Here is a 23,208-nt window from a genome sequence, read left to right on the forward strand (position 1 = left end):
CGTCAGCCCTCCTGCCCGACGCGCCAGCTGTCGGCATAGATGCCGATCGCCTGGCTCTCGAAAGTGACACGCGCCTCGCCCGGGATCTCCGCATCCTCGGGCACGACGACCGAAAGCGGATGGCCGCAGAAGACGGTGCGAACAATCTTCTGGCGACCGATGTCTTCGACCTTGGTGATCCGGACGGGCATGCCTTCGCGGCCGAGGCGGACGAATTCCGGCCGAATGCCGAGTTCGACCCTGGCGCCGGCGGCGATCTTCGGAGCTGCGGCAAGCGCAATTGACTGGTCGCCGACAACCGCGGCCGAGCCCTGGACGACAGCCGGCATGAGGTTCATGCCTGGCGAACCGATGAAGTAGCCGACGAAGGTGTGGCTCGGGCGTTCGAACAGCTCCGCCGGCGTGCCGATCTGGACGATCTGGCCGTCATACATGACGACGACCTTGTCGGCGAAGGTGAGCGCCTCGGTCTGGTCGTGGGTGACGTAGACCATGGTGAAGCCGGACTGGCGGTGCAGCCGCTTCAGCTGCGACCGCAGGACCCACTTCATGTGCGGGTCGATGACGGTCAGCGGTTCATCGAACAGGATGGCGTTGACGTCGGCACGGACCAGACCGCGTCCAAGCGAGATCTTCTGCTTCTGGTCCGCGGTCAGCCCCTGAGCGCGTTTCGTCGCCATGCGCGCGAGATCCGTCATCTCGAGGATTTCCCGGACGCGCCGGTCGACTTCGGCTTCCGGCACGTGACGGTTGCGCAGCGGGAAAGCAAGGTTATCGTAGACCGTCATGGTGTCGTAGACGACCGGGAACTGGAAGACCTGGGCGATGTTGCGGGCCTGGGTGGCGAGCGCGGTAACGTCGACACCGTCGAACAGGATGCGGCCGTCCGAGGGGTGGATGAGGCCGGAGATGATGTTCAGGAGCGTTGTCTTGCCGCAGCCTGAGGGGCCAAGCAGCGCATAGGCTCCGCCGTCGGCCCATTCGTGGTGGACTTCCTTGAGGGCGTAGTCACCGGCCGCCTTGGCTTTCGGGCTGTAGGCGTGGCGGATATGATCGAGGTTGATGCGAGCCATGGTCTTTCCCCCTCACACCGCCGCCGGGACGTCGGCGAGCGCACGTCCGTCCGGGCCGAACGCCATCAGGTGGCGCGTGTCGATGAACACTTCGATCTCGTGATCGGGGTCGATGTCGTGAATGCCGTGGGCCAACATGACCCAACGCGCATCCGCAAACTGAAGATGCACGAAGCTCTCCGAACCGGCGATCTCGGACACCAGCGTGCGGGCGACGAGGCCCGTCGTCGCATGGTCGTTGCGCGATAGATGGAGATGATGCGGCTGGAAGCCAACCGTCAGCGGACCATCGGCGACCGCGGCGAGATGGGCGGGCACCGGCAGGATCGGGCGCCCGGCCAGCAGGAACTGACCGTCGGCCTTGACCAGCTCGATCGTGTTAAGCGGCGGATCGGCGAAGGTGCGAGCGGTCAGCAGGTCGACCGGGTGGCGATAGACGCGAATGGTCTCGTCGAACTGGGTCACCGACCCTTCGCTGAGCGTCGCGGTATTGCCGCCGAGGAGGAGCGCTTCGGAGGGCTCGGTGGTCGCGTAGACGAAGATCGCGCCCGACTGGGCGAAGATCTTCGGCAACTCTTCGCGAAGCTCTTCGCGAAGCTTGTAATCGAGATTGGCGAGCGGTTCGTCGAGAAGAACGAGATTGGCGTTCTTGACGATGGCGCGCGCCAGCGCAGTCCGCTGCTGCTGGCCGCCGGAGAGGTTGAGCGGCGTGCGTTCGAGATAGGGCGTGAGCTTGAGGAGATCGGCGGCCTTCTTGACTTCGCGATCGATGGTCGCGGCATCCTTGCCGGCAATCCGCATCGGCGAGGCAATGTTCTCGTAAACGGTCAATGCCGGGTAATTGATGAACTGCTGGTAGACCATCGCGACATTGCGCTTCTGGACAGGCATCCCGGTCACGTCGACGCCGTCGAAATGAATCGATCCGGCGGTCGGCTTGTCGAGGCCCGCCATCAGGCGCATCAGCGAGGTCTTGCCGGACAGCGTCGGCCCGAGCAGGACGTTCAGCGACCCTCGCTGCAAGACGAGATCGGTCGGACGAATATGATATTCGCCGGCAACCATCTTCGAGACATTGCGCAATTCAAGCATCTATTCCTTAGGCCTCCTCCGAACCTTCGGCTATTCTAAAGCGGCTGCGCGCGCTCAGCGGGCGGCGGCTGCCATGTAGTTTTCGAGTTCCGCGGCCTCCCCGGCCGTCAGATACAAACCCTGTTTCGTGCGGCGCCAGAGCACGTCTTCGGCGCTGCGAGCCCATTCCCGCTCGATCAGCCAGCGCACCTCGCACTCGAAGAGCGTTCCGCCAAAATGCCGCCCGAGCTCTTCGGCACGCTTCGCATTGCCGACGATCCTCTGCGCGTCCGTGCCATAGCAGCGGACCAGCCGCTCGGCATGCCGCCGCTCCAGGAACGGACAGACACGGATCAGCTTGTCGACTTCGGCGGGGTAAGTCGTCGCGCCGAAATCTCCCCCCGGCAGTCTGCTCGTCCCCGTCCAGGAACCGCCCTTCACGCCGATCGCCTCGCCGATCTTCTCCAGCGCATGTTCGGCAAGACGCCGATAAGTGGTCAGTTTCCCGCCGAAGACATTGAGAAGCGGCGCATCCTCTGCGACACGATCCAGCTTCAGAACGTAGTCACGGGTGGCTTCCTGGGCTTTCGATGCACCATCGTCGTAGAGCGGACGCACGGCCGAATAGCTCCAGACGATATCTTCCCGGCGAACCGGCTCAGCGAAATATTCGCTGGCAGCATTGCACAGATACGCGATCTCTTCTTCGCTTATTTTCACATTTTTCGGATCGTCCGTATAGTCACGATCCGTCGTGCCGATGAGCGTGAAGTCCTTTTCGTAGGGAATCGCGAAAATGATCCGGTTGTCGGGGTTCTGGAAGAAATAGGCGCGCGGATCGGAGAACTTCTTCTTCACCACGATATGACTGCCCTGAACCAGGCGGACATTGTGAACGTTGTTGCGGCCGAGAGTGCCCGCGAGAACCTGGTCGACCCACGGCCCCGCGGCGTTGACCAGCATGCGGGCCTTGTACGTCTGCATTTCGCCCGAAGCCTCGTCCGAGACGACCACCGTCCAGAGACCATCTTCGCGACGGGCGGACGTCACACGCTTGCGGTCAAGGATCGTTGCCCCACGGTCGGCGGCATCGCGCGCGTTCAGCACGACCATGCGCGCGTCATCGACCCAGCCGTCGGAATACTCGAAAGCCTTGGAAAATTCAGGCTTCAGCGGCTTGCCGGCCGGATCGCGGCGCAAATCGAGGGTTTTCGTCGCCGGAAGGAGTTTGCGACCACCGAGGTGATCATAAAGGAACAAGCCGAGGCGGATCAGCCAGGCGGGACGAATACCGCCCTTCTGATAGGGAAGGACGAACCGCAGCGGCCAGATGACATGGGGCGCCATCGCCCAAAGCACTTCGCGCTCCATCAAGGCTTCGCGCACGAGACGGAACTCGTAGTATTCGAGATAACGCAGGCCGCCATGGATAAGCTTGGTCGCCCCGGAGGACGTGCCGGCGGCGAAGTCCTTCATCTCGGCCAGCGCAACGCTGTAGCCGCGGCCGACGGCGTCACGCGCAATGCCGCAGCCGTTGATGCCGCCCCCGATGACAAAGACGTCGAAAACCTGATCGACCTGCATTCGCTCCCGCTCCCCTTTTCGCATTGCACAATTTTACGCAATTGCGAAAGTGAGATCATCTAAATCGAAACCAAATCGAATGTCAAACGAAGATTCACGGAAGCGACTAGCGATCGTCCCTGATGCCGCCATCGCCATCGCGCGTCTCCAGAAGATGCACGTCGTTTTCCGCACAGATCCGGCGGATGGACTCCACGGGACAATGGTCGGTGATGAAGGTATGCACTTGGGAAATATGGCCGATCCGCACCGGCGCGGTGCGCTCGAACTTCGATGCGTCGGACACCAGGATGACATGACGCGCATTAGCGATGATCGCCTGGGCGACTTTCACTTCGCGGTAGTCGAAGTCGAGCAGCGCACCGTCCTCGTCGATCGCCGAAACACCGATCACGGCGAAATCAACCTTGAACTGCCGGATGAAATCGACGGCAGCTTCGCCGACGATACCGCCGTCGGAGCCGCGGACGACACCGCCCGCGATCACCACCTCGATCGACGGGAAGACGCGCAACCTGTTGGCAACATTTATGTTGTTCGTAATGACCATCAGCTCTTTATGGTCAGTCAGGGCTTCACCCACGGCCTCGGTCGTCGTGCCTATATTGATGAAGAGGGAGGAATTGTCGGGGATGAGGGCCGCCGCCGCCCGACCGATCGCCTGCTTTTCCGGGGCAGCCATGGACCGGCGCGCCTCATACTTGACGTTCTCGTTGCCGGTCGGAAAAATCGCGCCGCCATGAATACGCGTAAGAGCCTTGCCGTCGCACAGATCGTTCAGGTCCTTGCGGATCGTCTGCGGCGTGACGGCGAAACGCGTGGCCAGTTCGTCGACGAGCACGCGTCCTTCCGCCTTGGCAAGTGCCATGATTTCGGCCTGGCGGCTGGTAAACAGCATCTGGCTCCTCCCTCTTCTTTTCGTTTTCTTTCATCCTAGGCAAAAATGAAAACCGGGCAATAGGCACATTCTCGGGACCGCAAACGAAAACTCCCCGGGCCGCCGATCTGCGTCCCGGGGAGTGGCCCCCGCCAAAACCTCTGCCGATCGGAGACCGGCAACCCGGACTACTTACAGCCCTGGTAGACTTCCCACTGCTCGATGTTGCTGACGCGGCGCTGCTCGCCCGGGGTCAGCTTGCCATAGGGCGGAAAGCAACCGCGGCCGAAGACGTTGCGGGCACGCTGCGTCTTGAAGCAGTAGCCCTTGGCCGCGTAAATCGCGTTGCGCTCGTACCAAAGCTGCTCGCAGCTCATTCCGTCATAGTCCTGGGCATAGACTTCACCGAGCGACCCCATTCCCACCACCATCGGCACCACGACAAATATCGTCGCCGCAATCGTGCTTCTGTACCCCATCGCAATGTCCTCTCCTGTTTAACTGTTGAAAGTCTATCACTTGCCGGATGACCGCAATTGACCTGCGTCAATATCCGGCTTGCACGATGGTCGCATGAACGTGACTGCGCTCCACCCGGTCCCACGCCGAAAGACCAACGACATACTTGACGCAAGTCAATGCCGGCGAAGGCACCTGCGCGCTCTACTGAAGAGCCTGCGGGGGAGGGTCTGATGGCGCAGTCTTCTGGAATTCGACTTTCGGTCTTCGCTCTTGGCGCGGCACTGCTGATGTCGCTTCTCACAACCGCCATGGCCCAGGAGACCAGCGACCAGACCGATCCGGATGCGGCGGTCCGCAAGCGTATCGAGGAACGGCTCGCCCTCCTCAACAAGGCCAAGCTCGACGCCTTGCTCGAACGGGCCGGACGACAGCCGCCCGTCGATTTCTACGCCTGTCTCTGTTCGACCATGTGGCGGGCCGGCCATGTGGGCGTCAGCTACCGTGACGGCAAATGCCATTTTTCAGGCTTCGGCGAGTGGGACGAACCGCTGCCCAACGATCCGGCGACATGGTCGACCTGTATTGCCTCCCAGCGCTACGAGGACGGTTCATCGATCGTCGATGTCCTGATCGGCGAAGTGAAAACGATACGCGACAAACAGAAGCAGGCGGAGGCCGCCAAGGCAATCGAGGCGGCAAAGGCACAGAAAGGGCCGGAGTCTGCAGTTTCGGACTATGAAAAGCTGCTGGCCAAGAACCTGACGGCCCTTCGCTTGAAGGGCTATCCGATGAACAAGCTCGAGCAGTTCAATGCGATGATGCGCAAGCGGATCATGCAGCTCGATCAACCTGGCGCGCTGCCCGGATTCTGGGAGTCCCTGGGGCTCGCAGCACCGCCGGCATCGGATGCGGCATCGCTCGATGCCTGGCGGAAATCCATGCTGGAGAAATGGGACAGGCGCTTCATCGGGTTGCTCGAGGGCGGAGATCCGAAGGCGATCTTCGAGGGCGTCCGACAGATGTCCGGCGCGCTGGGCAAGTACGAGTCGGGGCTTCAGATCGCGGCGGAAGGGGCTCTCGACGAGATTGCCGGGAACCAGAAAATGGTCGAGGACGTGCTGTCAGCCATTCCGATCGTCGGCGACACGATGGATCTCATCGCGGTGGCCGGTTACCTGGCCGGCAAGGGCGACTGGACGCTTTCCGGTGACCAGGTCACCGCCTTCGATGCGATGCTGCGGTTTGCGGCGATTGCCGGCCCGCTGGGGCTCGAGAAGCTGATGGCGAGTTCCAAGGCCGCTTCGAAACTGGTCGATGATGTCGGCGAGGTCGCCGTGACGCTCGGGTCGGCGAACGCGAAGGCCGTGGCCGCCAAGGCGGTCGGACGCAGCGGCAAGGCGATCGACGAGGCGGCGGAGGCTGCGGAAAAGGCTTTCATCCAACAGAGAAAAGCCGCGACAGATGCCTTGAAAGCAAAGGCCGACGACGCCGCCAGGAAGTTCGAAAGCAGCGGCACCGGGGCCCTCGACATCGCCGCCGTCGAGCGTGATCGCAAGCAGGCCGCCGCCCTGATCGACAAGCTCAAGCAAGCCGAACCGGGATCGGACGCCTACCAACAGGCCCTGCGCGAGTTGCAGGCCAACAAGACAGCCCAGGCCCTCATCAACGACAAGGCGATACCGGACGATCTGCGCAAGCAGGCCAAGCAGGCGGTCGAAGGCTGGTACAAGTCGGCCGATGCCGGGGCGGGAAGCGATCTCAAGAAACTGCTCGGCAGTTCCGGCGATACGAAGGTCGTTGCTCAGCAACTCGGCATCGATCCCAAAGCGGCGGAAAAGCTGCGCAATGACATGGCCACCTATGCCAAGAACAACAACCTTTCGCTCGACGACTTCAAGATCGAGGTGAAAACCATCACCAACAAGCGGCCGGAAGACGGCCTCACCAGCTTCGGTCGGGACCGCGACGTGACCTTCGAGGTCGTCGCGCCGGACGGGCGTCGCTTTGACATCGATCACAAGGTCAGCGAGACAGCCTATGAACAGAATTTCTGGAAGACGACCCGCAAGGAACCGCTTCCGCTGACCAAGGATGGTGTGCCGGACACCAAGGCGATCCACGACTATGCCCATGAGACGATGGACCAGACGGTGACGTCGAAATGGCATGCGGAAGCCTACAATCCAGGAGAAGTGCAGCTCGGCGACTTCCTCGACAAGGGCATCAAGCCGACGATTACCCGGGTCGAGGACGTCCGTGACACCGTGACCTACAAGTCCAAGGTCTGGTTCGATCGCGCGACGAACGCGACCGATCCCGCCGAGCAGGCGCGCAACATGGCAGAAGGCATGCGTCAGGCCAGCAAGCAGTATAACGACCTCATCCTCTCCCGCCTCGAACAGTATGGCATGAAGGGCGCGGCGGTTCCGCCGCAACTGCAGGCGGCGATGGACATCTTCCAACAGGTCAAGGACATGAAGGTGACGGCCAAGCAGGCCGAGTCCATGCTCGAGGCAATCGGCTCGTCGCCGCAGAAGGCGGTCGGCGACATGGCCTCGATGTTCGAGACCATGGAAAAGGTCGGCGGAGCAACCTATCGGGCGGAACAGGGGGCCAAGGTGCTTGCCGAGGTCAAGGCTCTCACCGGCAGCGGGCCGGGCTGGCAGGAGGCGGCACTGAGCAAGCTGAATGACGGGCTGAAGAACGGCCGGCTTTCGGGCGATGATTTCCTTAAGAACCGGCAGGAAATCATCCGCAACGCGACGGCGGCCATGTCGAAGGAAAATATCGCGAGCTGGGCGGCGGAAGCGCGGGCCAAGGGCTTGATCAGCGCGGATGAATTCGCACAGCTGAAGGGGCAACCATGAGACCACATCCTCGCTCCCTCCTTCACCGGTTCGCCGCTGTCCTTCTGGTCTTCCTCGGAGTGCTGACGGCGAGCGGCAATGCCCTTGGCCAGAACCCTACTCAGATCGTCGCCGTCGGCCCGCTTTCGCTTCGGGTTCCGGCCGACTGGACGCGCCGCGACGGCCCGGCAGATGACAATCCGCATTATGACGAGCCCGCCCCATCGCCCGGCCTCGGGGCAACGGTGGCCATCGCCGTCGAGGATACATCCTCCGGCAGCAGCGAGGAGGGCGGCGGGACGCAGAAGCTCGCGCCGCGCAACTATTCCGGCCATCGCGCGTCGGTCGAGCAATGGCTCTGGGATGAAGACGGCGTGCAGGGCATCACCCTCACCTTCGCCGCCGTCATCCCCGGAAAGGTGGTCAAGGTCATCGGCTGGATGCCTCAAGCCGACTGGAAGGCACGCAAGCAACTGATCTGGGACATCTTCGCCTCCATCGAGATCGGCGACGGCGAGGCCAACGACCAGCTACAGTCGGACTCGCCCGCCCTCGGGCCGCCGCAGCGTTTCGAACTCGGCAACATCGATGCCGTGGCGAACGGCCCCCGGGTGCCGACAATGATCAACATCGCACGGCCGATCCAGCTTCTCAGATTGCGCACCTATCACTGGAACAACGGGCACGGCAAACAGCCGGGAACGATCTCCCTGATCAACGAGCAGGGCGAACGGCTCGGCCCCTGGCAGGCGATCGGCGAACCGGGACAGGGCGGAGTGCCGAACGCCTATTGGCTGGCGGAGATCAATACGCCAATTCCCGCCGGCTCCTACAGGCTTCGGACATCGAGTGACAAGACGTGGTCGACCAATGAAGGTGTCGGCTGGCAGGGCTTCTTCTCGGTCGAATGGCAGGACTTCACAAACGAGGTCGGGCCCGGAACGAATGACGCATCACCCGGTCCGGAGGCTTCCGAGGATGTCTTACCCGACGAGATGCCGAACGACGAAATCCTCGTCGATGAACAGCCTTCGACGGCGGAACCGGTCGCGGAGCCGGTGCAGAGCGTGGCTCTCGACAGCTGGCGCGCACCGACGGAAGAGGTCCTGTTCGACGGAACCGAGAGCAAGCTCTTCATCCCGCATCAGGCGCATGGCGGCGTGTTCGATCAACAGGCAACCTACAAGGACGGCGCCCTCGTCGTCGACGTGCCGGCAAACAGCGGCTGGGGCAAGGTGGGCCTGCTCAGCCCCGACCCGCTGGTCTGGCTCGACCAGTTCCACGACGACGCGGAGGTCAGGGTCGATTTCACGCTTGATCCGACACGGACCAGCGGCTTCGGCTTTGCACTCGCCGAGCCCGGCTGGGGTGGGGTCCCCGGCAACGAGCCGGGAAATCCCGATGCGCGTTTCTACTGGATCCGCCAGCCGGACGGCGCATCCGTGAGATCTGAATTCCATGTGGACCCGCACGGGGAGAACGATTTCTGGAAGGACGTGCTGAAGCCCGACGCGCCGGAAAAGGTCAGCTTCGTGCTGAAGCCGGGCAAGATTTCCGTCGAGATCGACGGCAGGGTGCTGGCGGAACGGCCATGGTCACTGCTGGCGAGCGGCACGGGGTTCCGCATCTATGCCTTTTCCCATGCCGCGGACGCAAACCTGCCCACCCAGCTGGTGCTTCGATCGATCACGGTCACGCGTCACTATTCCGATAAACCCGAACCGGAAGGTCCGCCGGCGGGCATCGAACCGCTTCCTGTCACGACCATCTTCGAAGGCGAGCCGACCCCCCTCTTCGAACCTGCAGCAACGGCCGGCGGCAATTTCGACAGTTTTGCCTCCTATGCCGACGGAGCACTGAAGATCGATGTTCCGCCCGGCAACAGCTGGGGGAAGACGGGTCTGCTCTCAGCAGAACCGTTGGTGACCCTCGATCCACGGGCGCGGGAAACGCCGGTGAGGCTAGGCCTCACGGTCGATCCGAAGGCAACCCGAACCTTCGTCGTGGCGCTGCAGAGCGACAAGGTGGTGGAGATGTGGCCCGGCCACCAGGCATGGCTGGTCCTGTCGCGACGCGACGACCTCGGCAGCTATCTGCTGCAGGTCCACGGTTCAGTGTACAATGACCGCGTCAGACGCTTCCCGATCGCCTGGTTCGACCAGCATTGGCACGGTCGGTTGGACATAGACATCGCCGACAGACATATCTGCCTGCGTATTCCCGATGGCCCCGTACTTTGCTCCGAGATGCCGGTCGGCGTCGGCTACCAGCTCTACGGTACGGTCCTGGCCCATGCCCCAAGCGAGGGCGAAGGCACGGCACTTTCCATCAGCAAGATCACCCGCGGGCTGGCGACACCGGCGAACATGACTGCCGACCGTCGCTGGTACCTGGACGACGATGCGGCTTTCGATCCCGACAAGTTCATGTCCGAGCTCGGCGCCCTGGTCGAGTGAAGCTTCCACATCCGTCCACTGATCCGGCTGCTCGCCCTGCGAGCGACTGGACAACTTTGCCCTTGTCAAAATCACCCATATGTGAAAGATAAATTCAAATAAGAATTCTCCGCCGCATCCATCATCCGATCGCGACCGGCGGAAGGGATGAATGCCGCCTCGGCGGTCATGGGAGGAGAATGACATGCAGGATGATGCCGGCCCGTTGCTCGCGGGCCTGACGGTCGTCGATATGAGCCAGTTCCTGTCGGGACCCTACTGTTCGCTCAGACTGCTGGATCTCGGTGCACGCGTCATCAAGATCGAACGCCCGGATGGCGGCGACCTTTCCCGCAGGCTCTATCTTTCGGACACCGAGGTCGGCGGCGACTCCACACTTTTCCATGCGATCAACCGCGGCAAGGAAAGCCTCGGCATCGACCTCAAGAACCCCGACGACCTGGCATTCCTGCGCAAGCTCCTGGCTGAGGCCGACGTGATGATCCAGAATTTCCGCCCCGGCGTGATCGAACGCCTCGGCCTCGACTACGAGGCCGTGAAGGCGATCAATCCGCGGATCGTCTATGCCTCGATCTCCGGTTATGGCGAGGAAGGTCCCTGGGTGATGCGCCCCGGCCAGGACCTGCTGGCGCAGGCCCGCTCCGGGGTCATGTGGCTGAATGGCGACGAAGACCAGGGACCGGTTCCGCTCGGCCTTTCGATCGCCGACATGCTCGCCGGCGCGAATACCTGCCAGGCAATCCTGGCGGCGCTGGTCCGCCGTGGCATGTCGGGCAAGGGTGCCCATGTGCAGACCAGCCTGCTTGAGAGCCTCGTGGACCTCCAGTTCGAGCTCCTCACCACCCACCTCAATGACGGGAAGCGACTTCCCAAGCGCTCGTCGTTCCGTAATGCGAATGCCTATCTTTCCGCGCCCTACGGCGTCTATCCGGCGAAGAACGGTTATCTTGCAATCGCCATGACGCCGATCGGCCGGCTGCAGGACCTTCTCGGCATCGAGGCGCTTGCTCCTTTCCGCGACGACACGAAATCCTGGTTCACCCGGCGCGACGAGATCAAGACGATCATCGCCAACCACATCGCCACCGAGACCGTCGAGCACTGGCTGTCGATCCTCGAGCCGGCCGACATCTGGTGCTCGAAGGTGCTGGAATGGCCGGAACTGCTGGAAAGCGAGGGTTTCCGCCTGCTGGACATGCTGCAGACCGTGACACGCGAGGACGACGTGGCCATCGGCACCACCCGCTGCCCGGTACGCGTCGATGGCAAGCGTCCCTATGGCGGACGCGCGGCACCGCTTGTCGGTGAGCATACGGCAAAGATCAGAGCGGAGTTCGCGTAATGGGCAAAATTCTCAAAGGCATGACCTGGAGCCACCCCCGGGGCTACGACCCTATGGTCGCCTGCTCAGCCGACTGGCTGAAGAAGACCGGCGTCACGGTCGCGTGGGACAAGCGCTCGCTGCAGGATTTCGAGAGCTTTCCGGTCGAGGAACTGGCCCGCCAGTATGACCTGATCGTGATCGACCATCCGCATGTCGGCCAGATCACCGCCGAGGGCTGCCTCGCACCGCTCGATGTACCGGGGCGCGAGACCGCGTTTGCAGCCCTGTCCGCTGGGACGGTCGGCCTCTCCTTCCCGAGCTACAACTGGCAGGGCCGCCAATGGGCCTTCCCGATCGATGCCGCGACGCAGGTGCTTGCCTGGCGCCCCGATCTCATCGGGGCTGCGCCGACCCGCTGGGCAGAGGTTCTGGAGCTTGCACGCGAGGGCCGCGTCCTGCTGCCGCTTCGGCCACCGCATTCGCTGATGAGCTTCTTTACGCTGACGGGGAACCTCGGCCATCCCTGCTCGGTAACTGGGGAAGCCCCCTTCGCCGACCCCGAGGCCGGTGCTTGCGCACTGGAGATGATCCGTGAACTGGCTCTCCTCATCGACCCGGCCTGCCTGACCATGGATCCGATCGCTGTGTTCGACCGGATGGGCGCGGCAGATTCGCCGATCGCCGTCACCCCGCTGATCTATGGTTATGTCAGCTACGCACTGGCGGGTTTTCGAGACCGACGCATCAGCTTCACCGACATCGCGACGATCGGGGAACGCGGTCCCGTCGGCTCGGCACTCGGCGGCACGGGCATTGCCGTCTCGGCCTTTTCGAAGGAGCCTGAAGCGGCAATCGACTTTGCCTACTGGATCGCCAGCGGCCCCGTCCAGGCGGATCGCTACTGGCGCACGGGCGGCCAGCCCGGCCATGCGGCAGGCTGGGAGGACGACGGCGCCAATGCGGCAACGCTGGACTTCTACCGGGGCACCCGGGCCACACTCGAAGGCGCCTGGCTTCGCCCGCGGCACAACGGCTACATGCCGTTCCAGGAAGAAGCCTCGCACATCATCAACGATGCCGTCACGGGATCGATCGCCGTAAAGGCCGCCATTGCGCGGCTCAACGAGCGGTTCGTGCAGAGCGTCGAGGCCTGACAGTCAAGCCTGTCCAAGGCTGGATCCAGCCGTCAATCGATGCCACCATGGGTGACCCTCAACATGGTGGCATCGATGCATCCCATATTTTCCACCGGCGCGATCTATGCGGCGGCAGCATTCTGTGAAATCGCCGGCTGTTTTGCCTTCTGGGCCTGGCTGAAGCTCGACAAATCCGCGCTCTGGCTGATGCCCGGCGCTGCCCTGTTGGTTGCCTTCGCGGGACTTCTGACGCTGGTGCCGAGCGAGGCCGCCGGCCGTGCCTACGCGGCCTATGGCGGCGTCTACATTCTTGCTTCGCTGGTGTGGCTGTGGCTGATCGAAGGCCAGATGCCGGACCGCTGGGACGTGACAGGCTCAGGGCTTGCGCTTGCCGGCGCGGCAATCATCCTGTTTGCGCCCCGCGCCGCCTGAGGAAAGCCTCAGGCCTCGATTTCAGAGCTTCCAGAGCGCGCGCGCGTTGCCGGAGAGAACCCTCGCCTTCTCCTCAAGGCTGACGCCAGACAGCAGCGCATGGGTGGTCCCGACCCAGGTCGAGAGCCCGCCGCCGAGGGTGCAGACCGGCCAGTCGCTGCCCCAGATCATGCGATCGAAACCGAAGCTCTCCGCGACATGGGCGAAATAGGGCTTCAGGTGCTCCAGCGTCCAGTTCTCGGCACCATAGGCCGGCAGGCCCGAAAGCTTGACCGTCACATTCGGCCTGCGGGCGATCTCGGAAAGCGGTCCGCTCCAGGCGTCGAACCTGCCACCCTTGATGTCCGGTACCCCGCAGTGATCGAGAACGAAGGAGACATCGGGGGCGAGATCGGCAAGGGCGGCCGCCTTCCCGATCTGGTGCGGCAGAACGCAGAGGTCGAAAGTCAGGCCGAAATCGCCAAGCCGCCCGATGTTTTCGCGGAAAAGCGCGCCCTCGGACAGGTCGTCCGGCATCACATGCAGCACGCGTCGGAAGCCCTTGACGAGGCGATTGGCACGGGTCCGATCGAGATAGGCGGCAAAACCCGGCTCCTCCGGCCGGCAGGAGGCGATCGCGCCGACAAGCAGGCTACCCGTTTCGGCGGCCAGTCCGGCGATGAGGTCGGTTTCGTCCTCGATCCGGTCCGGTGCGACATCGACTTCCATATGCAAGGTCGAAACGATCCCCAGGCGACGGGCTTCGCGCTGGTAGGCGTCATAGGTGAAATCAGCGTCAAGCGGAGGCACGGACGACAGCCAGGGATAGGCCAGCCGGTCACGGTAGATCAGGTGCAGATGGGTATCGACAATCATGCAGGCCTCCTCCTTGAGAGGACGGAAACCTGCCACAGAAGAAGCGTTCATTCAAATACGGATTTTTAGCGATCAAGACCCTTCGGACTTGAAGTCAGAGCCGGCCATTTCCGACAGCTTGCGCGTGGTCTCGACCACAAGGTGGATGCTGTTGGTGATATCCGGCGCGCCCGGCGTATTGATGAGCGTGATATAGGGCACGGTCAGCGCCGCGATCGCCTTGCCGTCGGCCCCGAGCACGGGCGCGGACAGGTTGATCACACCCGCCGTCTGGGCGCTGGGCATCATTTCGTAGCCACGGTTGCGGATCTGGTCGAGGCGCGACAGGAATTCCGGCGTGACCTTGGCATGATCGCCACTGCTGCCGAGGTTTTCGGCGATCATCATCTCGCGTTCCTCCTTGGTGTGGAAGGCGAGCAGCACGTGGCCGGAGCCGGTGTCGAACAGGCTGATCCGCGACCCGACGCGGATGGAGATACCCCAGTATCCCGGCGCCTCCTGCTGGGCGATCACCACCGGATAGCCGCGATCGAACACGACGAGCTGGTTTGCCTGACGGGAGGCCTCGGCGAGCTCGCGCATCAGGGGAATGGCGAAGGATGCCAGCCGGCGCACGGGAGCGTGCAGCTGGGCGAGGCCGAACAGCTTGAGCGTCAAGGCGAAGCGGTCGCCGTCGATGCGGGTCACGTAGCCGCGCTTCACCAGGCGGTCCAGCATGCGATAGAACTCGTTGGTGCTGCGATCGAGGCGCTTGGCGATCTCCGCCTGCGTCAGGCCACCATCGACAGCGGCCAGGAGTTCGAGAATGTCGAGTCCCTTGTCGAGCGCCGGCGCACGATAGCGGTCGTTGTCGTCTTCCGTCACGCTTAAGCCCCCTTCAGTAAAACAACTCGTTCATATACGCAGAATGGATGGCCTGCAATAGTTTGAGCTTGACGATAGGCGAATAAATGGTTTGTATATGAATGAAGCTCTTATTGGTGAGGGCTGGGCGAAAGCCAAATGGGAGGAGAAAATGCCAAAGCTTTGGACCGGCGTTGCAGCCGGCGCATTAATGTGTGCTTGGGCGGGAGCGGTCGGCGCGGCCGATCTGCCGGGCAAGTTCGACGGCGTGACCATCGACGCCAAGTTGATCGGCGGCCAGCAGTATGAAGCGCTCTACGCGCGCATCGCCGAATGGGAGAAGGCGACCGGCGCCAAGGTCAACGTGATTTCGAAGAAGAACCACTTCGAACTCGACAAGGAGATCAAGTCGGATATCGCAACCGGGAACATCTCCTGGTGCGTCGGTTCCAACCACTCCTCGTTCGCGCCGCAGTATCCGGACATCTACACCGACCTCTCGGCCCTGCTGCCGAAGGAAGAAATTGACGCCTTCGTGCCGGCAAACATCAAGGCCTCGACCCTCGACGGCAAGCTGGTGATGCTGCCGCGCGCGCAGTTCGACGTCTCCGCGCTCTACTACCAGAAGAGCCTTTACCAGGACGAAGCCAAGAAGAAGGCCTTCAAGGAAAAGTACGGCTATGAGCTGACGCCGCCGGATACCTGGCAGCAGGTGAGCGACCAGGCCACCTTCTTCTCCAGCCCGCCGGATTTCTACGGCACCCAGTTCGCCGGCAAGGAAGAAGCCATCAACGGCCGCTTCTATGAAATGGTGGTCGCCGAGGGCGGAGAATACCTCGATGCCGACGGCAAGCCCGCCTTCAATTCCGAAGCCGGCGTGCGCGCGCTCGACTGGTTCGTCAACATGTACAAGGCCAAGGCGGTTCCGGCCGGCACCACCAACTATCTGTGGGACGATCTCGGCCAGGGCTTCGCCTCCGGCACCATCGCCGTCAACCTCGACTGGCCTGGCTGGGCAACCTTCTTCAACGACCCGAAGTCGTCTAAGGTTGCCGGCAATGTCGGCGTGAAGGTTCAGCCGGCAGGCTCGTCCGGCAAGCGCACCGGCTGGTCCGGCCATCACGGCTTCTCTGTCACGGAAAGCTGCTCCAGCAAGGAAGCTGCCGCCTCGCTCGTCTGGTTCCTCACCAACGAGGACAGCCAGAAGCTCGAGGCAGCCGCCGGCCCGCTGCCGACCCGCACCGCCGTATGGGACTGGGACATCAGCCAAGCCGAAAGCGACCCGTACAAGAAGGAAGTCCTGAGCGCCTTCCAGGAAGCGGCCAAGCATGCCTTCGCCGTTCCGCAGACGCCGTCCTGGATCGAAATCTCGAACGCCGTCTATCCGGAACTCCAGGCCGCCATCCTCGGCGACAAGACGTCGAAGCAGGCGCTTGACGATGCTGCCAAGAAGGCGACCGAGATCCTCGAGGACGCCGGCGAGCTTTAAGGCTCCGATTACCGGAAACGGCCCCTCACCTTGACCCTCTCCCCGCACGCGGGGAGAGGGGACGGAAACGGCGCGGCATCTCCCTTCTCCCCGCTTGCGGGGAGAAGGTGCCGGCCGCCGGATGAGGGGCTAAACTTATTTAGCATTAGCAGGCAGTCCGCACTCGCAAAACGGCTCCTCGTTCGGAGCCACAGGGAGTGTTGACTGCATGACAAACACTTTCAAAAGCATACAGGAGAGGCATTTCATGAAAGGCTGGAGACTACCGGCACCCGTCCTGCTTCTGCTGCCCGCATTCATCATCCTGGCAGCCGTCGTCATCATTCCTCTTCTGCTCTCGCTGTATTCGAGCTTTACCGCCTTCCGGCTGACCCAGCCGGCATCGCTCTACACGCTGGTCGGGTTTCGCAATTACCAGCGCATCCTGACCGACTGGGAGTTCTGGACAGCGTTCGGACGCACCGTTCTCCTGCTGACCGTTGCCCTCAACGTCGAGATGCTGCTCGGCCTCGGCCTTGCCATGCTGGTGGAGAAGGCCTCGCGCGGACAGCGCGTGCTGAGAACCATCATGATGTTCCCGATGATGTTCTCGCCGATCCTTGTGGGCTTCCAATTCAAGTTCATGTTCAACGACAATATCGGCCTCATCAACAATGCACTGCAGTCGCTTGGCCTCACCAATCAGGCGATCCCGTGGCTGATCGACGGGCAGCTCGCCTTCTGGGCGATCATCACCGCGGAAATCTGGTCGTCCACCTCGGTCTTCGCCATCCTGATCCTCGCCGGCCTGCTTGCCATGCCCAAGGAGCCGATCGAGGCCGCGCGTGTCGATGGATGCACGCCCTTCCAGACCTTCCGTTATGTCACCTGGCCCTTCATCATGCCTTTTGCCTATATCGCCATGACGATCCGCTCGCTGGACGTGGCGCGTGCCTATGACATCGTCAAGATCATGACCGACGGCGGCCCGGCCAAGCGCACGGAACTCCTCTGGACCCTGGTTTCACGCACTGCCTATTCCGACGCCCGCATGGGGCTCGCCAATGCCATGGCCTATTTCGCCATCCTGCTGTCGATCCTCTTCACCGTCTATTTCTACAAAAAGCTGGCGGCAGCCCGCACCCAGATCGCTGCGGAGTGGTGATATGAACGAGAATGCTGAAGCCCGCCTGAAATCCTTGGGCCTGTCGATCGCCCACAAGATCGGCCTGTTCCTGGCCATGACCATCATCTGCCTGCCGGGCCTGTGGATCGTGCTCGCCTCGTTCCGGCCGACGGTCGAGATCATGGCGAAGCCGCCGGTCTGGATCCCCCAGCACCTGTCGCTCGACGCCTATGTGGCGATGTTCTCCGGCATCGGCCAAGGCGGTATCCCGGTCATCGAATACTTCCGCAACTCGCTGATCATCTCGGTCACCTCGACGGTGATCTCGCTCGCCATTGGCATGGCCGGCGGCTATGCCTTCGCGCGCTACCGCTTCAAGGCCAAGTCGTCGATCTTCCTCGGCCTGATGCTGACCCGGACCGTTCCGGGCATCGCGCTCTCGCTGCCGCTGTTCTTCGTCTATTCGAAGCTCGGCATCATCGACACGCATTTTGGCCTGATCCTCGCCTATGTTGCGCTCAACGTGCCCTTCACCATCTGGCTGATCGACGGTTTCTTCCGGCAGGTGCCGAAGGATCTCGCCGAGGCAGCGCAGATCGATGGCTGCACCCGCTGGCAGGCCTTCTGGCAGGTCGAGTTTCCGCTGGCAGGACCCGGCATCGCCTCGGCCGGCATCTTCGCCTTTCTCACCTCTTGGAACGAGTTCGCGCTCGCCTCGCAGCTCACCCGTTCCGTGAACTCCAAAACCCTGCCCGTCGGTCTTCTCGACTATACCGCCGAGTTCACCATCGACTGGCGCGGCATGTGTGCGCTCGCCGTCGTGATGATCATCCCGGCCCTCGTGCTGACCTTCATCGTGCAGAAGCATCTCGTATCCGGCCTCACCTCCGGCGCAGTCAAAGGATAGACCATGGCAACCGTTTCCCTCGAAAAGCTGGTCAAGCGCTATGGCGCCCTCGAAGTGGTGCATGGCATCGATCTCGAAGTGGCCGACCGTGAATTCATCGCCCTTGTCGGTCCCTCCGGATGCGGCAAGTCGACAACGCTCCGGATGATCGCCGGGCTCGAGCCGATCTCCGGCGGAAACCTGAAGATAGGCGGCCGGATCGTCAACGACCTGCCGCCGCGGGCCCGCAACCTCGCCATGGTGTTCCAGTCCTATGCGCTCTATCCGCACATGACCGTGCGCGAGAACATGGGCTTTTCGCTGAAGATCGCCGGCATGAAGCCGGAGGAAATCGGCCCCCGTGTCGAGGAGGCGGCCCGCACCCTTGACCTCACCGCCCTTCTCGAGCGCCGCCCCTCGCAGCTTTCCGGCGGCCAGCGCCAGCGTGTCGCCATGGGCCGCGCCATCGTTCGCGATCCGGAGGTCTTCCTGTTCGACGAACCGCTGTCGAACCTTGATGCGAAACTCAGAACCCAGATGCGCACCGAGATCAAGAAGTTGCATGCCAAGGTGCAGTCGACGGTGATCTACGTGACACACGACCAGGTCGAGGCAATGACGCTCGCCGACCGCATCGTCATCATGCGTGACGGTTACATCGAGCAGGTCGGAACGCCCGAAGACGTCTTCCAGCGGCCGACGTCCAAGTTCGTCGCCGGCTTCATCGGCTCGCCGCCGATGAACCTCAAGGACGCCGAGATTGCCGATGGCCGCATGGTCTTCGGCAATGGCGACAGCCTGCCGCTGCCGAAACAGTTCGCAAGCCGCGTCTCGGCCGGCCAGAAGGTGACCTTCGGCCTGCGTCCCGACGACCTCTATCCCGCCGGCCATGGCATTCATTCGGGCCACGAGACGGATGTCCATGCTCAGGACCTCAAGGTCGCGATCACCGAGCCGCTTGGCAACGAAACCCTCGTATTCTCCGAATTCGGTGGTGCCGAATGGGTCGGCCGCATGCTCAATCCGCGGCCGTTGAAGTCGGGAGAAAGCCTGCCCTTCTGCTTCGACCTCTCGCAGGCCCACCTCTTCGACCGCGACAGCGGCAAGACCCTGAGGGGCTGACATGGCGAAGATCGAACGCGTCGAGCTTTCCATGGTCGACCTTCGCCCGAAGGTCGAGCGCACGGACGCCATCCAGAGCTTCGTCAGCCAGGAAACGCCGCTGGTCACAATCACCGACAGCGACGGCGCCAGCGGCACCGGCTACAGCTATACGATCGGCACCGGCGGCTCGTCGGTCATGCGGCTTCTTGCCGATCATCTTAGCCCCCGCCTGATCGGCCGCGACGCCGACCAGATCGAGGCGATCTGGCACGAGCTCGAATTTGCCACCCATGCGACGACGATCGGCGCGATCACCTCGATCGCGCTCGCCGCGATCGACACCGCGCTCTGGGACCTGCGCGCCCGCAAGCAGGGGCTGCCGCTCTGGAAGCTCGCCGGCGGCGCCAAGGACAGGTGCCCGCTGTACACCACCGAAGGCGGCTGGCTGCACCTGCCGGCCGAGGCGCTGGTCGAGGATGCGCTCGACGCCAAGGCCAAGGGCTTTCGCGGCTCCAAGGTCAAGATCGGCAAACCGCACGGTGCGGAAGACTTCGCCCGCCTGTCGGCCGTGCGGCAGGCCGTCGGCGACGGCTACGAGATCATGACGGACGCCAACCAGGGCTTTGCCGTGGACGAGGTGATCCGGCGCGCCGAACGGCTGCGCGAACTTGACCTCGCCTGGCTGGAGGAGCCCCTGCCGGCCGACGACATCGACGGTCATGTCAGGCTCAATCGCTCGACCGCCACGCCGGTCGCGGTCGGAGAGTCGCTTTATTCGATCCGCCATTTCCGCGAATACATGGCACGCGGCGCCTGCTCGATCGTGCAGGTCGACGCCGGCCGGATCGGCGGCATCACGCCGTGGCTGAAAGTGGCGCATGCGGCGGAAGCCTTCGACATGCCGGTCTGCCCACACTTCCTGATGGAACTGCATGTCAGCCTGACCTGCGCCGTGCCGAACGGAAAATATGTCGAATACATCCCGCAGCTCGACGACATCACCACGTCACGCCTGGTGATCGAGGACGGGATGGCGCTTGCGCCGTCGACGCCCGGCCTCGGCATCGAGTGGGACCGCGATGCGATCCGCAGCCGCCGGATCATCGAATTCGACCGCGACATACGCTGAACCGGGAGGACATCATGGAACGCAAGGGAATGGTGATCGGCCTCAGGCCGGAGAAGATCGCCGAGTACAAGCGCCTGCATGCGGCGGTGTGGCCCGACGTGCTGGCGATGATCTCGGCCTGCAACATTCGGAACTACTCGATCTTCCTGAAGGAGCCGGAGAACGTGCTGTTCTCGTTCTTCGAATATCACGGCAGCGACTTTGCGGCCGACATGGCGAAGATGGCGGCCGATCCGACCACCCAGGAATGGTGGGCCGTCTGCATGCCGTGCCAACAGCCACTCGACACCCGGAAAGACGGCGAGTGGTGGGCCGAGATGGAGGAGGTGTTCTTCCATGCGTAACGCTGTGCCCGGGGTGTGCTGTGACTTGCCCCTCACCCTGACCCTCTCCCCGCAGGCGGGGAGAGGGAATGCTGACGTCGAGGCCGGCCCGGGTCTTCCTTCTCCCCGTCTGCGGGGAGAAGGTGGCGGCAGCCGGATGAGGGGCCTCCCAACTCTCCCGGAGACGATGCAATGACCTTCGACCCGAAATCCCTTTCCCAGTCCTGGCCTCTTCCTGCCAATCCCCGTCCGATCGTCACATTCGGGGCCGGATCTATCGTCGGCGACGCGCATTTTCCAGCCTATGCCAAGGGCGGCTTTCCGATTGCGGGGCTCTATGACCCCGATCACGAGAAGGCAAAGGCGCTGGCCGACAAATGGGGCGTGAAGGCCTATGCCACCGTCGAGGAGGCGGCAGCCGTCGAAGGTGCGATCTTCGATCTCGCCACGCCGCCGGCAGCCCATGCCAAGGTGCTTTCCGCTCTGCCCGACGGCGCGCCAGTGCTGATCCAGAAGCCGATGGGGTCCGACCTCGCTGCCGCAACGGAAATCCTCGAAATATGCCGGGCGAAGAAGCTCAAGGCGGCCGTGAATTTCCAGCTGCGTTTCGCGCCGATGATGCTGGCGCTCAAGGATGCGATCGCCAAGGGCCTGCTCGGAGAAGTCGTGGACTTCGACGTCTATCTCGCGCTCGATACGCCGTGGCAGCTCTGGGCCTTCCTCGAAGGCCTGCCGCGCATCGAGATCGCCATGCATTCGATCCACTATCTGGATCTCATCCGCCAGGTTCTCGGTGACCCGAAGGGTGTACATGCCAAATCGATCGGCCATCCCAATCACAAGATGGCCCAGACGCGCACGACGGCAATCCTCGACTATGGCGACCGCGTCCGTTGCGCCGTGTCGATCAACCATGACCACAAGTTCGGCCGTCGCTACCAGGCCTGTGAGTTCCGCGTCTGCGGTACCGAGGGTGCGGCCTATGTGCAGCTCGGGGTCAACCTCGACTATCCGCACGGCGAGCCCGACATCCTGGCGATCTATCCGAAGGGCGGCACCGACTGGGTCGAGGTTCCGCTGCAGGGCACCTGGTTCCCCGACGCCTTCGTCGGGCGCATGGCCAATCTTCAGCGCTACGCCGCAGGCGAGGATCAGGAACTCGTGTCCTCGGTCGAAGATGCCTGGATGACGATGGCACTCGTTGAGGCGCTCTATGCCTCGAACGCGGCGCCTGCCACCCCGCTCGCCGCAAAGCCCTGACAAGGAAGTCCGCAATGGAACAGCTCAAATACTACGAAGACTACCAGATCGGCGAGCAGCGCCAGACGACGGGACGCACCATCACCGAGACGGATTTCATCGTCCATGCCGGGCATACCGGCGATTTCTTCCCGCATCACATGGACGCCGAATTCGCCAAGACGACCCCGTTCGGCCAACGCATCGCCCATGGCACCATGGTCTTTTCGATCGGTGTCGGGCTGACCGCATCCGTCATCAATCCGGCTGCGTTTTCCTACGGCTACGACCGGCTTCGTTTCATCCGTCCGGTCTTCATCGGCGACACGATCCATACCCGGGTAACGATCCATTCGAAGGAGGACGATCCGAAGCGGGCCGAGGTCGGCCGCGTCGTCGAGCGCACGGAGGTTGTCAACCAGAAGGGCGAGGTCGTGCTCGCCGCAGACCACATCCATATCGTCGAGCGGCGGCCGAAGGCCGCCTGATCCGGCAAGCATCCAGAAAGGAAATTCCGATGTCGCTTTCCCTCGAAAACAAACGTGTCGTGGTGACGGCTGCCGGCCAGGGGATTGGCCGCGCGAGCGCGCTTGCCTTTGCGGCCGCCGGTGCGCGGGTGCTGGCGACCGACATCAACGAGGCGGCGCTCGCAGAGCTTGCGGGACAAGGCGGCGGTTCGATCGAGACCGCGCGGCTCGACGTGCTGGACGAGGCGATGGTCAAGGACGTGCTCGGACGCTTCGGCGATGTCGACGTGCTGTTCAACTGCGCCGGCGTCGTGCATGGCGGCACGGTCCTGGACATGGCCGACAAGGACCTCGACTTCGCCTTCGACCTCAATGTCCGCGCCATGATCCGCACCATCCGCGCCGTGCTGCCCGGAATGATCGCCCGCGGCGACGGCTCGATCATCAACATGGCCTCGGTCGCCTCCTCGGTGAAGGGGGTGCCAAACCGCTGCGCCTATACCGTCA

21 protein-coding genes are annotated in these 23,208 nt (G+C 63.0%); 14 read left to right on the forward strand and 7 right to left on the reverse strand.

Translation table 11 applies throughout. The annotated features are described in order from the left end of the window. Positions 1 to 2: 2 nt before the first annotated feature. The 5 genes from HHL25_RS14995 to HHL25_RS15015 form a co-directional block, all read right to left on the reverse strand. Positions 3 to 1,073: an ABC transporter ATP-binding protein gene (locus HHL25_RS14995; protein ID WP_169592652.1), complete on the reverse strand. Its 1,071-nt coding sequence runs from the start codon at positions 1,071 to 1,073 to the stop codon at positions 3 to 5. A gap of 12 nt (positions 1,074 to 1,085) precedes the next feature. Continuing rightward, entirely contained in the window at positions 1,086 to 2,165 is a 1,080-nt protein-coding gene (locus HHL25_RS15000; RefSeq protein ID WP_169592656.1) for an ABC transporter ATP-binding protein, read from the reverse strand. 54 nt (positions 2,166 to 2,219) lie between these two features. Further along, positions 2,220 to 3,728: a glycerol-3-phosphate dehydrogenase gene (gene glpD, locus HHL25_RS15005; RefSeq protein ID WP_169592659.1), complete on the reverse strand. Its 1,509-nt coding sequence runs from the start codon at positions 3,726 to 3,728 to the stop codon at positions 2,220 to 2,222. 106 nt (positions 3,729 to 3,834) lie between these two features. Further along, positions 3,835 to 4,626: a DeoR/GlpR family DNA-binding transcription regulator gene (locus tag HHL25_RS15010; protein WP_169592663.1), complete on the reverse strand. Its 792-nt coding sequence runs from the start codon at positions 4,624 to 4,626 to the stop codon at positions 3,835 to 3,837. A 167-nt stretch (positions 4,627 to 4,793) separates the two neighbouring features. Next, complete coding sequence (locus HHL25_RS15015) at positions 4,794 to 5,084, reverse strand: YARHG domain-containing protein (protein ID WP_246701804.1); 291 nt, start codon at positions 5,082 to 5,084, stop codon at positions 4,794 to 4,796. A gap of 213 nt (positions 5,085 to 5,297) precedes the next feature. Here HHL25_RS15015 and HHL25_RS15020 point away from each other — a divergent pair, with 213 nt between their 5' ends. From HHL25_RS15020 to HHL25_RS15040, 5 genes are all read left to right on the forward strand, one after another. Then, positions 5,298 to 7,934, forward strand: coding sequence for a hypothetical protein (locus HHL25_RS15020; protein ID WP_169592667.1), 2,637 nt, complete (start codon positions 5,298 to 5,300; stop codon positions 7,932 to 7,934). Continuing rightward, entirely contained in the window at positions 7,931 to 10,369 is a 2,439-nt protein-coding gene (locus HHL25_RS15025) for a hypothetical protein (RefSeq protein ID WP_169592671.1), read from the forward strand. The genes HHL25_RS15020 and HHL25_RS15025 overlap by 4 nt, the downstream gene beginning before the upstream one ends. A gap of 184 nt (positions 10,370 to 10,553) precedes the next feature. Beyond that, a complete protein-coding gene (locus HHL25_RS15030; RefSeq protein ID WP_169592675.1) occupies positions 10,554 to 11,711 on the forward strand; it encodes a CaiB/BaiF CoA transferase family protein in 1,158 nt (385 codons plus the stop codon). Next, positions 11,711 to 12,847, forward strand: a complete 1,137-nt coding sequence (locus HHL25_RS15035) for an extracellular solute-binding protein (protein ID WP_169592678.1) — start codon at positions 11,711 to 11,713, stop codon at positions 12,845 to 12,847. The genes HHL25_RS15030 and HHL25_RS15035 overlap by 1 nt, the downstream gene beginning before the upstream one ends. Positions 12,848 to 12,910: 63 nt before the next feature. Next, positions 12,911 to 13,261, forward strand: a complete 351-nt coding sequence (locus tag HHL25_RS15040; RefSeq protein WP_246701805.1) for a YnfA family protein — start codon at positions 12,911 to 12,913, stop codon at positions 13,259 to 13,261. Between the two features lie 21 nt (positions 13,262 to 13,282). Here the strand turns inward: HHL25_RS15040 and HHL25_RS15045 are convergent, their stop codons facing one another. Both HHL25_RS15045 and HHL25_RS15050 read right to left on the reverse strand, forming a co-directional pair. Then, a complete protein-coding gene (locus HHL25_RS15045; RefSeq protein ID WP_169592681.1) occupies positions 13,283 to 14,116 on the reverse strand; it encodes an amidohydrolase family protein in 834 nt (277 codons plus the stop codon). Positions 14,117 to 14,188: 72 nt separating this feature from the next. Then, entirely contained in the window at positions 14,189 to 14,980 is a 792-nt protein-coding gene (locus HHL25_RS15050) for an IclR family transcriptional regulator (protein WP_169592684.1), read from the reverse strand. 151 nt (positions 14,981 to 15,131) lie between these two features. On the opposite strand from HHL25_RS15050, the gene HHL25_RS15055 reads away from it, so the two are divergent. The 9 genes from HHL25_RS15055 to HHL25_RS15095 form a co-directional block, all read left to right on the forward strand. Continuing rightward, the gene (locus tag HHL25_RS15055; protein ID WP_169592688.1) at positions 15,132 to 16,448 is read left to right on the forward strand and encodes a sugar ABC transporter substrate-binding protein; all 1,317 of its coding nucleotides are present in this window, start codon (positions 15,132 to 15,134) and stop codon (positions 16,446 to 16,448) included. A 247-nt stretch (positions 16,449 to 16,695) separates the two neighbouring features. After that, positions 16,696 to 17,592: a carbohydrate ABC transporter permease gene (locus tag HHL25_RS15060; protein WP_169592691.1), complete on the forward strand. Its 897-nt coding sequence runs from the start codon at positions 16,696 to 16,698 to the stop codon at positions 17,590 to 17,592. Between the two features lies 1 nt (position 17,593). Next, a complete protein-coding gene (locus tag HHL25_RS15065; RefSeq protein WP_169592695.1) occupies positions 17,594 to 18,460 on the forward strand; it encodes a carbohydrate ABC transporter permease in 867 nt (288 codons plus the stop codon). Between the two features lie 3 nt (positions 18,461 to 18,463). Further along, complete coding sequence (locus tag HHL25_RS15070; protein ID WP_169592698.1) at positions 18,464 to 19,561, forward strand: ABC transporter ATP-binding protein; 1,098 nt, start codon at positions 18,464 to 18,466, stop codon at positions 19,559 to 19,561. Between the two features lies 1 nt (position 19,562). Next, positions 19,563 to 20,672, forward strand: a complete 1,110-nt coding sequence (locus HHL25_RS15075) for a mandelate racemase/muconate lactonizing enzyme family protein (RefSeq protein WP_169592701.1) — start codon at positions 19,563 to 19,565, stop codon at positions 20,670 to 20,672. Positions 20,673 to 20,686: 14 nt separating this feature from the next. After that, a complete protein-coding gene (locus tag HHL25_RS15080; RefSeq protein WP_169592705.1) occupies positions 20,687 to 21,016 on the forward strand; it encodes an L-rhamnose mutarotase in 330 nt (109 codons plus the stop codon). 171 nt (positions 21,017 to 21,187) lie between these two features. After that, complete coding sequence (locus HHL25_RS15085; RefSeq protein ID WP_169592709.1) at positions 21,188 to 22,255, forward strand: Gfo/Idh/MocA family protein; 1,068 nt, start codon at positions 21,188 to 21,190, stop codon at positions 22,253 to 22,255. 14 nt (positions 22,256 to 22,269) lie between these two features. Next, positions 22,270 to 22,722 carry a MaoC family dehydratase gene (locus tag HHL25_RS15090; protein ID WP_169592714.1) on the forward strand — a complete coding sequence of 151 codons (453 nt, stop codon included), beginning with the start codon at positions 22,270 to 22,272 and terminating at the stop codon, positions 22,720 to 22,722. Positions 22,723 to 22,751: 29 nt separating this feature from the next. Continuing rightward, the coding region (locus HHL25_RS15095; protein ID WP_169592717.1) for an SDR family NAD(P)-dependent oxidoreductase at positions 22,752 to 23,208 on the forward strand (457 nt) is incomplete at its 3' end.

The sequence above is a fragment of the Rhizobium terricola genome, assembly GCF_012927355.1.
Taxonomy (GTDB): domain Bacteria; phylum Pseudomonadota; class Alphaproteobacteria; order Rhizobiales; family Rhizobiaceae; genus Allorhizobium; species Allorhizobium terricola.